The sequence below is a fragment of the Cloacibacterium normanense genome (assembly GCF_002943105.1).
In the GTDB taxonomy this organism is placed as follows: domain Bacteria; phylum Bacteroidota; class Bacteroidia; order Flavobacteriales; family Weeksellaceae; genus Cloacibacterium.
Genome location: NZ_PTPZ01000001.1, coordinates 646,265 through 659,976, shown reverse-complemented (window position 1 = coordinate 659,976; position 13,712 = coordinate 646,265). Strand labels below are relative to the sequence as shown.

The 13,712-nt window shown below is 32.6% G+C and carries 13 protein-coding genes; 8 read left to right on the top strand and 5 right to left on the bottom strand.

Annotation, left to right across the window (positions count from 1 at the left end):
• Positions 1–152: 152 nt before the first annotated feature.
• Positions 153–713, bottom strand: coding sequence for a DNA-3-methyladenine glycosylase I (locus tag C3729_RS02975; RefSeq protein ID WP_104792766.1), 561 nt, complete (start codon positions 711–713; stop codon positions 153–155).
• 306 nt (positions 714–1,019) lie between these two features.
• Here C3729_RS02975 and C3729_RS02970 point away from each other — a divergent pair, with 306 nt between their 5' ends.
• From C3729_RS02970 to C3729_RS02960, 3 genes are all read left to right on the top strand, one after another.
• Positions 1,020–1,298 carry a YtxH domain-containing protein gene (locus C3729_RS02970; protein ID WP_104792765.1) on the top strand — a complete coding sequence of 93 codons (279 nt, stop codon included), beginning with the start codon at positions 1,020–1,022 and terminating at the stop codon, positions 1,296–1,298.
• Positions 1,299–1,390: 92 nt separating this feature from the next.
• Positions 1,391–2,200, top strand: coding sequence for an enoyl-ACP reductase (locus C3729_RS02965; RefSeq protein WP_104792764.1), 810 nt, complete (start codon positions 1,391–1,393; stop codon positions 2,198–2,200).
• Positions 2,201–2,465: 265 nt separating this feature from the next.
• On the top strand, positions 2,466–5,417 hold the full coding sequence (locus tag C3729_RS02960) for a VPS10 domain-containing protein (protein WP_104792763.1): 2,952 nt from the start codon (positions 2,466–2,468) through the stop codon (positions 5,415–5,417).
• Positions 5,418–5,459: 42 nt separating this feature from the next.
• Here the strand turns inward: C3729_RS02960 and C3729_RS02955 are convergent, their stop codons facing one another.
• On the bottom strand, positions 5,460–6,800 hold the full coding sequence (locus tag C3729_RS02955; RefSeq protein ID WP_104792762.1) for a M28 family metallopeptidase: 1,341 nt from the start codon (positions 6,798–6,800) through the stop codon (positions 5,460–5,462).
• A gap of 19 nt (positions 6,801–6,819) precedes the next feature.
• On the bottom strand, positions 6,820–7,851 hold the full coding sequence (locus tag C3729_RS02950) for a threonine aldolase family protein (protein WP_104792761.1): 1,032 nt from the start codon (positions 7,849–7,851) through the stop codon (positions 6,820–6,822).
• Positions 7,852–8,335: 484 nt separating this feature from the next.
• Between C3729_RS02950 and C3729_RS02945 the strand changes: the two genes are divergently transcribed.
• From C3729_RS02945 to C3729_RS02925, 4 genes are all read left to right on the top strand, one after another.
• Complete coding sequence (locus C3729_RS02945; protein ID WP_104792760.1) at positions 8,336–9,202, top strand: RNA polymerase sigma factor RpoD/SigA; 867 nt, start codon at positions 8,336–8,338, stop codon at positions 9,200–9,202.
• A gap of 349 nt (positions 9,203–9,551) precedes the next feature.
• Complete coding sequence (locus C3729_RS02935) at positions 9,552–9,962, top strand: RDD family protein (RefSeq protein ID WP_104792758.1); 411 nt, start codon at positions 9,552–9,554, stop codon at positions 9,960–9,962.
• Position 9,963: 1 nt separating this feature from the next.
• Positions 9,964–10,614, top strand: coding sequence for a ribulose-phosphate 3-epimerase (gene rpe / locus C3729_RS02930; RefSeq protein ID WP_104792757.1), 651 nt, complete (start codon positions 9,964–9,966; stop codon positions 10,612–10,614).
• A gap of 27 nt (positions 10,615–10,641) precedes the next feature.
• Positions 10,642–10,914 (top strand): hypothetical protein, encoded by a 273-nt coding sequence (locus C3729_RS02925; protein ID WP_104792756.1) that lies wholly within the window; start codon positions 10,642–10,644, stop codon positions 10,912–10,914.
• 54 nt (positions 10,915–10,968) lie between these two features.
• On the opposite strand, the gene C3729_RS02920 is transcribed toward C3729_RS02925, so the two are convergent.
• Entirely contained in the window at positions 10,969–11,388 is a 420-nt protein-coding gene (locus C3729_RS02920; protein WP_104792755.1) for a nucleoside-diphosphate kinase, read from the bottom strand.
• A 227-nt stretch (positions 11,389–11,615) separates the two neighbouring features.
• On the opposite strand from C3729_RS02920, the gene C3729_RS02915 reads away from it, so the two are divergent.
• Positions 11,616–12,266, top strand: coding sequence for a metal-dependent transcriptional regulator (locus tag C3729_RS02915; protein ID WP_104792805.1), 651 nt, complete (start codon positions 11,616–11,618; stop codon positions 12,264–12,266).
• 46 nt (positions 12,267–12,312) lie between these two features.
• Here the strand turns inward: C3729_RS02915 and C3729_RS02910 are convergent, their stop codons facing one another.
• A complete protein-coding gene (locus tag C3729_RS02910) occupies positions 12,313–13,701 on the bottom strand; it encodes a tetratricopeptide repeat protein (protein ID WP_104792754.1) in 1,389 nt (462 codons plus the stop codon).
• Positions 13,702–13,712 lie beyond the last annotated feature (11 nt).

The following is a 13,712-nucleotide window of genomic DNA, read 5'->3' as shown; positions in this document are numbered from 1 at the left end:
GCTGTAATCTTTCTGTGTTCGCTTAATATAAAGCGGTTCTTGATGTTCTTTCATAACGATGTTTTTTTTGTGTATCGCTATTTCAGGACTAGACAAACTTTATAAATAAAAAACCAGCTAAAAATTAGCTGGTTTTTATTTTTTGAGAAATTTTATTGGGTTTTAATCCAACAGTCTTCTACGTGATCATTCACCATTCCTGTGGCTTGCATATGTGCATAAACTACTGTAGAACCCATAAATTTAAAACCCCGTTTCTTAAAATCTTTAGCAAGAGCATCAGAAATTTCGGTAGTTGCGGGAACTTCTTTCAAGGTTTTAGGACGATTGATAATCGGTTCATGATTCACAAAACCCCAAATATATTTACTGAAAGAACCAAATTCTTTTTGAACTTCCATAAATTTTTGAGCATTATTAATCGTGGCGAGAATTTTCAGCCTATTTCTTATAATTCCAGTATTTTGGATGAGTTCTTCTACTTTATCCTCAGAATATTGTGCAATTTTTTGATAATCAAATTGATCAAAAGCGGCTCTGAAGTTCTCTCTTTTAGCTAAAATGGTGTACCAACTTAACCCCGCCTGAAAACTCTCTAAAATCAAAAATTCAAAAATTGTTTCATCATCATAAATAGGTTTTCCCCATTCTTGATCATGGTAATTTCGGTATAAATCGTCTTTTTCGCACCATGCACATCTTACTACTTCCATATTATAGATAGTATTGATAATTAAAATTTTACGTTAAAAAATTTAATAAAACTTTATCAATTGGTTAACAAAATCTTGTGAAATAAGTGAGTAAATTTGTTATGTAAAAATTCACAAAATCTAGGTAAAGATACAACCTTCCTAATAATAGTTATTCATAAAAAATCAAATTTTTGTTGCAAAGAACCTCGAAGAAATTCAGAGGTTCTTTATTTTTAACGATGTAACAATTCTTCATAATTCTGTAAGAACTGCCGTGTTTAATACTTCTACATTTGCTTTACTAACCAATCAAAATATATTATTATGGACACGAACAAACCATTAGACAATGCTTCTGATAGATTAGACGAAGCTAGAGACAGAACAGTAAACTCTGTAGAAAATACAGCAGAAAACATGTCAGAAAGAGCAGAAAATTTTGCAGATGTTGTAAAAGATACTGCAGAAAATGCTTGGGAAAAAACCAAAGATGTTGCCAATGACATTTGGGAGAAAACCAAAGATGTCGCTGAAAACGTTAAGGATAAAACCGAAGACATGATAGACGATGTAAAAGACGAATACAGAGACAGAACCCATTAATTTTTATTCATCATTTTGATTTAGAATCCCGAATTTTTCGGGATTCTTTTATGCTATAAGTAATATTTTTATAAATTTGCCTAAAATAAATTATTATGTACGGATTACTTAAAGGTAAAAAAGGAATTATTTTCGGCGCGCTTAATGATCAATCTATCGCTTGGAAGGTAGCAGAACGTTGTCATGAAGAAGGTGCAGAATTTATCCTTTCAAACGCTCCTATAGCAATGAGAATGGGCGAAATAGATGCTTTAGCACAAAAAACTAATTCAGAAGTAATTGGCGCAGATGCTACTTCTATGGAAGATTTAGGAAAACTTTTTGATGCAGCTATCGCTAAATTTGGTAAAATAGATTTCATCCTTCACTCTATCGGAATGTCTGTAAACGTAAGAAAAGGCAAACATTATACAGATATCAACTATGATTGGTTAGAAAAAGGTTGGGATGTTTCTGCAGTTTCTTTCCACAAAGTAATGAAAACCGCTTGGGAAAAAGATTGTATGAATGAATGGGGTTCTATCCTAGCGCTAACTTATATCGCTGCTCAAAGAACTTTCCCAGATTACAACGATATGGGAGATAACAAATCTTACCTAGAATCTATCGCAAGATCTTTCGGTTATTATTGGGGAGAGAAAAAAGTAAGAGTAAATACCATTTCTCAATCTCCTACCGTAACTACAGCAGGTTCTGGTGTAAAAGGTTTTGGAGGTTTTATGGGGTTTGCAGAAGATATGTCTCCTCTAGGAAACGCTACTGCACTAGATTGTGCTAATTATTGTGTAGCCATGTTCTCAGATCTTACCAGAAAGGTAACCATGCAAAATCTATTTAATGATGGTGGTTTCAGCAACACTGGAGTTTCTCAAAAAGTAGTAGATAAATACAACGGAGAATAAAATTCCTCAATTCCCCTCTTTTAGAGGGGTGGCAAAATTTTTAATTAAAAATTTTGACGGGGTGTTCAAAATATACAATCCATTCAGCTCTTTGTTGAATGGATTTTTTTATGGCGCTTTAACACGCTGTCCGCTATATCTTTTTTAAATTTTCTCCAAAGATATTTTCCGAGGCTAAAAATTTAAAAAAGGATGCCGCTTCCATCGTTAGCGCAACGCGCATCCAAAAGAAAATTTAGTTATATTTGGAAAAAACTTCTTTACAATGAATTACCGCAAAATTCTACTTTCTACGGCTATTTTAGCATTTTCAATTCATCATACGCAAAACCTTAAACTCAATCCTACTTCGGCAGAAGAACGCTGGAAAGGTTACGAACAAAGAAAAAAATTAGAAGAAAATTCTATTCTCAAAAATTTAGAATTCAGAAATGTAGGTCCTACTACCATGAGTGGTAGAGTTACAGATATAGATGCGAATCCAGAGAATCCAACAGAATTTTACGTGGCTTATGCTTCTGGTGGATTGTGGTACACCAATAATAATGGAACCACTTTCACTCCTATTTTCGACAGAGAAGCCGTAATGACGATTGGTGACATTTATGTAGATTGGAAAACCAAAACCCTATTCATAGGAACCGGCGAAAGCAATTCTTCTCGTTCTTCTTATTCAGGAATGGGAATTTATAAAAGTACAGATCAAGGAAAAACTTGGCAAAACCTAGGCTTAAAAGACACCCATCACATTGGAAGAATTGTAGTAAATCCCGAAAACAATAATGAAATTTGGGTTGCGGCTGTTGGACATTTATATTCACCAAATGCAGAAAGAGGCGTTTTTAAAACCAATGATGGTGGTAAAACTTGGAAAAAAACACTTTCGGCTGACCAAAATTCTGGAGCAATTGATTTAGCGATTAATTCACAAAATCCAAAAGAAGTTTACGCTACACTTTGGTACAAAGAACGTAAAGCTTGGAAATTTGTAGAAAGTGGCGCTTCATCTGGAATTTTCAAATCGAATGATGGTGGTGAATCTTGGCAAAAAATTTCAACCAAAAATTCAGGATTTCCAGCAGATGAAAACGTAGGAAGAATCGGACTTTCCATTTTTCCAAAAAATCCAAATATCATTTATGCGATTGTTGACAATCAAAAAACAAGACCTGCTTCAACTACAAAAGAAGAGAAATCTGAAAAATCTTTGGACAAAGCCAAAATGCAGAAAATCACCAAAGAAGAATTCTTGGCTTTAGATGATAAAACCGTCAATGAATACCTTGATGGAGAACGTTTCCCTGAAAGATACACTTCAGAAAACCTTAAGAAATCACTCAGAGAAAATAAAATCACGGTAAAAGATATTTTCAATTATACCCACAATGGAAATGATGATTTATTCAACATCGAAATTGAAGGTGCAGAAGTTTACCGTTCTGATGATGCCGGAAAATCTTGGAAAAAAACCAACGAAAAAAATCTAGATGGTTTATATTATACTTACGGTTATTATTTCGGGCAAATTTGGGTTTCGCCTACCAATCCAGATAAGGTAATCATTGCAGGCGTTCCGATTTTGGTTTCAGAAAATGGCGGAAAATCATTCAAATCGATAGATTCTCCAAATGTTCATGCAGACCATCATTCTATTTGGTTTAACCCGAAAAATGACAATAATTTCATCAATGGAAATGACGGCGGAATCAATATTTCTTACGACAATGGAAATTCTTACATTCATTGCAATTCATTGCCGGTTTCACAGTTTTATTCGATAGATTATGATTTAGAAAAACCTTACAATGTATATGGAGGAATGCAAGATAACGGCGTTTGGTTTGGACCTTCAAACAACAAATTTGATTATAAAAAAGGAAAATTTGACAATAGCGATAATTTCAAATTTCTATTAGGAGGAGACGGAATGCAAGTGCGAGTAGATTTCAGAGATAATGCAACTTTATACACAGGTTTTCAGTTTGGGAATTATTTTAGAATTAACAGAAAAACCAACGAAAGAAAATATCTAGAAGTTCCTAGAGAAATTGGCGAAAATCCACTTCGTTTCAATTGGGAAGCTCCTTTCCAGATTTCTCGACACAATCAAGACATCGTTTATTTTGCTTCGCAAAGCGTTTACAGAAGTATGGACAAAGGTGAAACTTGGCAAAAAATTTCTGGAGATTTAACTAGAAATACCAAACAAGAAAATGTGCCTTATTCTACCCTTTCAACAGTGGAAGAAAGTCCGAAAAAATTCGGTTTAATTTATGCAGGAAGTGATGATGGATTGGTAAATGTAACCAAAGACGGCGGAAATTCTTGGCAAAAAATTGGCGATTTCCCAGGATTTTGGGTTTCTATGGTACAACCTTCTTCTTTCTCAGAATCTAGAGTTTATTTGAGTTTAAATGCTTACAGAGAAGATGATTTCCGTGCATTGCTTTACACTTCTGATGATTTCGGGAAAACTTGGAAGAAAATTGGCGAAGATTTACCTGCCGAACCTATTAATGTCATCAGAGAAGATCATACCAACGAAAATCTTCTGTATGTAGGAACTGATAACGGATTGTACATTTCTCTAGACCGAGGAAAAACGTTTATGTCTGCCAATAATGCTACACTTCCAAACGTTGCTGTTCATGATTTAAAAGTTCATCACAGAGATAATGAATTGATTGTAGCAACTCACGGAAGAAGTATCTACATTGCCGATGTGAAGAAATTACAAAAATTAACGCCAGAAAATTTAGCTAAAAATTTAATCGTTTTTGATGTTGAAAGCATTAATTTCAAAGAAAATTGGGGCAAATCTTACAGTAATTTCACTGAAATTGAAAAGCAGAATTTCCCAATAGAATTTTACACTAAAAATGCTGGAAATGCTGTCATTAAAATCATCAATGCTCAAAATGAAACGATAAAAACCATCAATCATCTTGCTGACAAAGGATTTAACATCATCAATTATGATTTAACAGTAAATGCCACTGAAAAGTCTAAAAAAGCAGATGATGGCAATGTTTATATCACTCCAGGAAAATACACGGTAGAAATTTCCATCAATGGAGTTACGGAAAAGAAATCGCTGGAAGTGAAAGAAAGACCTAAATCTAAAAGCAAAAGAGTAACCGAAGTTCCGCAAGGAAGAATGTCTCCAGGAGAATTTAAAAAATGGAGAAAAGAAGTGGGTTTCAAAAAGCAATTATAATTTTAAAACAAAAAAAGTCCCGAAAATTTCGGGACTTTTCTATTATTTTACACTTGGAATTACGATGAGACTTTCGTTTCCTGAACTATTTACCGCTTGAACTGCAAAGAAATAATTGTCTTTAGAATAAGGCAGTTTCATAGAATTTTCTTTGGTGAAAAATTTCTTTTGCCAAGTAGAAGAATCGGTTTCACGCATGAGAACGTAGTAACCTGAAACTTCTCCATTTTTTGGTTTTTCCCAATGAATGGTCGTGAAATTGGTCAATTCTTTTACCTCCATTTTTACATTTTCTGGTTTTGAAGGAGATTTTGCCAAATTTGCCAAAACAGAAACATTTACCCCAACATTTTTCTTGAAATATTCAAAATCCATGAATTCTGGTAAATCTCCAAATTGTTTGCCGTTTTCTTTTCTGATATCTTGATGTTGATGGTCATAATTTTCATTAAATTCAGTTAATCTTACCGCTGAAAAACCTTGATTCACAAATGAAGTATGATCGCCGCCACGAAGAAATCTGTCGTTTCTATAGATTAATTTAACTTCTAAATTGTCCACATAACGCTCTCCAATTTCCTTAATATATCTTGCCAACTGTCTGGCTTCACCATCATTTTCTAGACCTAAATTTCTAATATTTTGAGCTTTTTTATCCAAATCAAATTGCGGCAAACCTTCAGAAAAAACTCTTAACTGATTGGCATTAATTAAATTGGTTTCGCTAGTTAAATTATTCCCAATCATATCATTATTCAACAAAGCTTCTAATTGCCAATTTTCAGTTTTTGCCTTTTCTGCAAGCATTTTAGCACCTAACAAACCTTGTTCTTCGCCAGAAAATGCTACAAAAATTATGGTTGCAGGAAATTTAGATTGGCTAAAAATTCTAGCAGATTCTATTACAGCACCTACTCCGCTTCCGTCGTCATTGGCTCCTGGTGCGAAATCTTTGTTATTCATCACATCAGAAACTCTGGAATCAAGATGTCCGCCAATCATAAAAATTCTTTTATCATTAGGATCAGTTCCACGCAAAATAGCAATAGCGTTTCCTAAATCTGTTGGCTGATTGATTCGTTTTCCGTCTGGTTGAATGGTTTGATTTTGTAGAAAAACTTCCATTCTTCCATCAGCATTTTTAGAATAATTTCTAAATTTAGAAAGCACCCAATTTCTAGCAGCACCAATTACTTTTTTGGCATCAGTCGTAGAACTCATGGTATGACGAGTACCAAAACTTACTAATTTATTGATATGAGATTTTAGAGAATCTGCGCTTACTTGCGACACATAATTCGCAATTTCTGCATCTCTGGAAACGGCTTGTTGCGCTGAAAAAACAGCAGGAATTAATAAAACTGAAAGTATAAGTTTTTTCATTATTTAGAGTGGGTTTTATTTATTTTAATTTCAAAATTTCTTGACAGAAACGTTCTACAACTTCGGTTTCTGTAGCCCAAGAAGTAATAATTCTAATGGCTGATTTTTGTGCGTCTATTTTCTTCCAAACATAAAAATCAAACTGCTCTGAAAGTTTTTCAATTTGTGAATTTTCTAAAATCGGAAAAATCTGATTGGTGTCTGTTTCCGCCAAAAATTCACAACCTATTTCTTTGAAAGTTTGCTTGATTTTCATGGCTTGTTGATTGGCATGTTTCGCTAAATCCCAATATAAATCGTCTTTCATCAACTCTTGAAACTGAATTCCGAGTAATCTTCCTTTCGCGAGCATTGCCCCTTTTTGCTTAATGTGAAACCCGAATTCTTCTTGCAGATTTTGTCTGTTTATAATGATTGCTTCGCCTAATAAAGCTCCGTTTTTGGTTCCGCCAAGATAAAAAACATCTGTAAACTTCGCTACATCTTCTAACGTTACATCATTGCTTTCTGCCGTTAAAGCGTGTCCTAATCTGGCACCATCCATAAATAAATATAGATTTTTTTCTTTGCAAAAATTTGATAAATCTTCCAGTTCTTTTTTGGTGTAAATCGTTCCAATTTCTGTAGAATTAGAAATATAAACCAACTTTTGTTTTAATTGATGAGGAACATTGGTATGAACATCTAACACTTTCTGAATATCTTCTGGTTTCAGTTTTCCATCGGGAGTTTCTACCCCATGAACTTTATGACCTGTTGCTTCTATCGCACCAGCTTCATTGGTGAAAATATGACCGGTAGTTGCAGAAACCACACTTTCGTGAGGTCTTAGAATTGCCGAAATCACCAATAAATTCGCTTGAGTTCCTCCACTTACAAAATGAACTTTGGATTTTGGTGCATTTGCTTTTTGGAGAATTAGTTTTTCTGCTTCTGCACAATAATCATCTAAACCGTAACCATTTTGTTGAGAAAAATTAGTACGCATTAACGCTTCTAAAATACTGGGATGACAACCTTCTGAATAGTCGTTTTTAAAAGAATATTTCATAGGACTAAATTAAGGAAAAAGTGCAAGATTGTTAATACTTACAATATTAATTTTAAAATTAACATGTTCTTTTGTCTTGAAACAAAAAAACCAAAAATTCAAGACTGGAAACTCGGCTAAAATTTTAAATAATTTTCTAAAATTTCCAAAACTCGTCCCTAGCTTTTTCCTTACTTACTCAAACAGTGGAAATTTCTTTACAAAAATTTTTCAAAATTTTCAAACGCCTCCGTTTCCTAGGTCATAAAAATCGAAAAACTTATTTGAAAAAGTTTAATAAAATACGGAAACTGCGCCCCAGATTGAGCCATTGTTGAAGCTCATCTCAAAAAATATGGAAATTAGGATTGGCTTTTGAGATAGCGACTGGCGAAAGCTGGAAATGGCGCCAGAATTATTGGCTTTTTCTATAAAATTTAACTATTTTTTCATTATTTTCAATAAAGTGTGTAACCTTTTCGTTATAATGAACGTATAATAAGATATGAGACAGTTAAAAATTACAAAACAGGTTACCAATAGAGAAACCGCTTCCCTTGACAAATATTTGCAAGAAATTGGTAAAGTAGAACTCATCACAGCAGACGAAGAAGTAGAACTCGCTCAAAGAATCCGTAGCGGAGACAGAGCTGCTCTAGAAAAGTTGATTAAAGCCAACTTGCGTTTCGTGGTGTCTGTATCAAAACAATATCAAAACCAAGGATTATCTCTTCCTGACCTTATTAATGAAGGAAACCTTGGTCTAATGAAAGCTGCTAAAAGATATGACGAAACCAGAGGTTTCAAATTTATTTCTTATGCAGTTTGGTGGATTAGACAATCTATCTTACAAGCTCTTGCAGAGCAATCTAGAATTGTAAGATTACCTTTGAACAAAATTGGTTCAATCAATAAAATCAACAAAGCTTACGCACACTTAGAACAAGAAAACGAAAGACCACCTTCACCAGAAGAATTGGCAGAAGTTCTAGACATGAGCGAAGAAGATATTAAAGAATCTATGAAAAACTCTGGTCGTCACTTATCTATGGACGCACCATTAGTAGAAGGAGAAGATTCTAACTTATATGACGTTTTACGTTCTGGTGAATCTCCAAGTCCTGATAAAGACTTAATGCTAGAATCTCTACAAATAGAGATTGAAAGAGCTTTACAAACGCTTACACCAAGAGAAGCAGATTTGGTAAGATTATATTTCGGTCTAAACGGAAAACATCCTATGACTCTAGAAGAAATAGGTGAAACTTTCGACTTAACGAGAGAAAGAGTAAGACAGATTAAAGAAAAAGCGATTAAGAGATTGAAACACAACTCTAGAAGCAAAATCTTGAAGTCTTACCTTGGTAAATAAAAAATTCTTAAATTAGAGCAAAGTTTTCGGACTTTGCTTTTTTTATATGAAAACATTCATTTCTGACTTATACAAAAGACCAACTTTTGTTTCAATTTTAGGAATATTATTATATGTTATAATGATTCCTCTAATTATATATCAAATGATGACTTTAGATGAAAGTTCAAGTCTAGTCTATATGTTAGAAATTATATTTTTATTAATCTTTTTCTTTATTGTTTTGATTGATAGAGTTTTACTTGAATTAACTAACAATAAATTAATAAGTATTTTAGAATTTTTAGCTATTTCTAGTTTTTTAATTTATTATTATATCAGTCACAATAATAGCTTTTCGATAGGTTAAATGAAATCAATAATTTTAAGAAAAAGAATCTTCGCTTGTTTATTAGATTATCTAATATATTTCACTGTTAGTATTTTTTATGTGATTTACTTTGGAAATAAAGATCATGAAGGAACTTATTCAGTAAATGGATTAAAGGCATTACCTGTTTTTTTATTTTGGTTACTCTATTTCATCATTGTAGAATCTTTATTTAAAGCTACTTTAGGGCATTACTTATTAAATTTAAAAGTTGTTCAAATAGACAATAAAGAAATTGGTTTAAAAAATTCTTTCAAAAGACATTTAATAGATATAATAGACTTTTCGTTCTTTGGTTTACCTGCTTACATCAGTGTAAAAAATTCTGAAAAAGGTCAAAGATTAGGAGATTTATTTGCAAAAACAACAATTATAGAAAGTAAAAAATAAAATGAAAACAAAACTTATTGCACCTTCAGTTTTATCTGCAGATTTTGGGAATTTACAGCGTGATATAGAAATGATTAACGGCAGTCAAGCCGATTGGTTTCACATAGATGTAATGGATGGAAGATTCGTACCGAATATTTCTTTTGGCTTCCCTGTGATGAAAGCAATTCAGGAACACGCCAAAAAATTTGTAGATGTACATCTTATGATTGTAGAGCCTGAAAAATATGTAGAAGAATTCATCAATTACGGCGCAGATTTGGTTTCTGTACATTATGAAGCGTGTACACATCTTCACAGAACCATTAATTTGATTCAAGACAAAGGTGCAAAAGCTGGTGTAGTGCTTAATCCTTCTACTCCAGTTTGGGTTTTAGAAGATATTATTACCGAAGTAGATTTGGTTTTATTAATGAGCGTAAACCCTGGTTTTGGTGGACAAAAATTCATAGAAAACACTTACAAAAAAATCAGAGAAACCAAAGAATTGATTCTGGAGAATAATTCTACAGCGCTCATCGAAATAGACGGCGGCGTAAATACCGAAAATGCTCCAAAACTCTTCGAAGCAGGTGCAGATGTTTTGGTGGCAGGAAATGCTGTTTTTGCCAGTGAAAATCCAGAAAGAACAATTGAACTGTTAAAAGTTTAATTTCAAAAAAAACTAATCACCATTATCATGAAAAATGAAAAATCTTTTTTCGAAACCATTATTGATGCTATTTCTTGGTTGAAAATATTTGCATCACCAACTATTTTAGGAATTGGAATTGGCTTTGCGTGTCAATATTACTTGAACAGTAATTTCCTTTTTGGATTTTTTGTCATAGCAGGAATTATTTTAGGAATTTATTGGGCCAATAAAGTTTCTAAGAAATATGGAGCAACAAATTTTATTTCAAAAGTAGATGCTTCACCAGACATAGATGAATATGTAAAAGATAAAAAATAAAAAGTTCGAGAAATTCTCGAACTTTTTTTATAAATTTTGAGTAAAACTATTTGATTAGAAAATTTCTCTTCCAGAAAAATGGAATTGCGCTTCAATTAGAGCATTTTCATCAGAATCTGAACCGTGAACTGCATTTTCGCCTACGCTTCTTGCAAACATCTTTCTAATAGTTCCTTCTGCCGCTTCAGCAGGATTAGTAGCACCGATTAGTTTTCTGAAATCTTCTACTGCATTTTCTTTTTCTAAAACCGCAGCTACGATTGGTGCAGAAGACATAAATTCTACTAATTCTCCGTAGAAAGGTCTTTCTGCGTGTACTTCATAGAATTTTTTAGCATCTGCAACTGTAAGTTGAGTTAATTTTAATGCTTTGAATGTAAATCCAGCTTCTGCAATTTTCCCTAAAATTGCTCCAATGTGCCCATCTGCAACCGCATCTGGCTTAATCATTGTAAATGTAATGTTACCTGACATAATTTTTTTTAAAATATTTTTTGCAAATGTAAGATTTTTTTGTACTTTTGCAAAGGAAACTTATTTCAAAGAGAGCCATTTTCTTTTGGCACGTTATTTGCAATATTAATAACGATTCTCATGTTTAATTTGAGTTTTCATGGTTATTAGTTTTTACCTCCAAGCAATTGGAGGTTTTTTTATGTAAAAATAAAATGTTAGATTTGAAAAATATTACATCTAACAACATGAATTCCCTTACCGAAGAAAACTATTTAAAAGCCATTTTCCATCTATTAGATTCTGAAAATCAGGTTACTGTAAATGAATTAAGCAAATTTTTACAAATCAAAATGCCTTCTGTAAACAGCATGATGAAAAAGTTTGCAGACAAAAATTGGGTAATCTACGAGACTTATAAACCAATAAAAGTTACAGAATTGGGCAGAAAAGAAGCGGCTATAGTGGTAAGAAAACACCGATTAACAGAAATGTTTTTGGTTGAAAAAATGGGATTCGGTTGGGAAAATGTACACGAAATTGCAGAACAATTAGAACATGTACACTCTGAAGATTTTTTTGACAAGATGGATGAAATCCTCAATTTTCCAAAAGTAGATCCTCATGGTGAACCTATTCCAGACAAAGACGGTATCATTATCACTCAAAATCTTAAAAAACTAAGTGAGTGTAAAATAAATGAAACAGTAATTCTTACTTCTGTGACTATTTCTACAGATGATTTCCTGAATTACCTCAACCAGAGAAATTTAGCTTTAGGTGCAGAAATTTTAATTAAAAACATAGAAAAATTTGATGGTTCTATGCAGATAGATTTTTCAGATAGAACAGAAATTCTAAGTAAAATGGTTTGCGAGAAACTATTGGTAAAAAAATAAATCCCGAATTTCTTCGGGATTTATTTTTATGTATTTTGAACTATAATTATTTTCCAGCTTTTAGAGCAGCTTCTACCGCTTTCATCTCTTGGAATTTTGCATCGTTATGTGAAGTTTGATATAAACCTTTTAGTAAAGATACATTTTCTACATTTTTAGGGTCTATTGAATAAATTTTTTCAGCATAAGGAATTGCTTTTGTAAGTTTAGCCCTTCTTTCAGCTAATAATTTATTGAATAAATCCATTTTTTTAGCTTTTCTAGCTTCATCAATTGCGGCAATCGCTTTATCATCTCCATTTATATATATATTATAAACCATTCCTTGTAAAGCTTCCATATAATTGGGATCAATCTCTAGGGATTTTTTAAAATAACCTTCAGCTTCAGTTAATTTGCTAGGATCTTTACTTGCTAAAACGCCTAAATTATACCATGAAATTTTATCATTAGGATTTTTTGCTACCTGATCTTTTAAATTTGCAATAAATTGATCCATTTTTCCAGATTTATAGTAAACAGTTCCTTGTTGTTCAGTTAATTTGGCACTTTTAGGAAATTTCACCAAACCTTTTTCAATTAATGCTAATGCTGAATCATAATTTTGATTTTCAATTTCCAAAGCTACAGCTGTTTCATATAACTCTTGTTCTACACTTGGAGTAGTTTCTGTTTTGAAATCAGTATAATCAGCCGTTGCACCCATTTTTTTATAAAGCTCAAAAGAATTTTTATCAAGATTTTCTACAGCTCCTGTTTTCTTATTTTTCGCTTTATATTCTGTTTTTACACCTGTATAACCTTCATTAATTAATTCATTATATACTTTTGCAGCTTCTACATTTTTTTGACCTTGAGCATAAGATACACCTGCATAATATTTATATAGTTTATCTTCGCTACCTGCTGCGGCTAAAAGATTATTTACTTCTAAGAATTTTTTTCCTGCTAATTCATGGTTTTTAGAATTATAAGCAGCCATAGCTTCTTCATTAGCTTTAGTCAAAAGCGGATTGATTTTTGCTCCAAGATTTCCTACAAGTGTAGGTGCATAAGTTTCTTCTTTAAGATTAGCCACTCCAGATGCATCTGCAGCTTGTTTACCAACGTAATACACTTTTTGTTTTTCTGCGTTCTTACCTACATAAATTTTAGATTTTCCTAGAGTCGAAATATTCGCTAAAACTGCAGCTCCTTCTGAAACTTTACCAGTATTTAAAAGTCCAAGACCTTTAGCATAATAATATTGTTCTAAAATAGCAGGCTCTAAAAGGTAAGTTTTCCCACCTAAAATTGCATCTGCAGCACCAATTTGTGTATTTGCTGTAGCAGTATCATCTGCTTCGATTGCTTTGAAAGCAGCTGAAATTTCTTTTTTTTGTCCAAATGAAAAACCAAAGGCAATAACTGCTGCACTTAAAATTATTTTTTTCATAATGTAAAAAT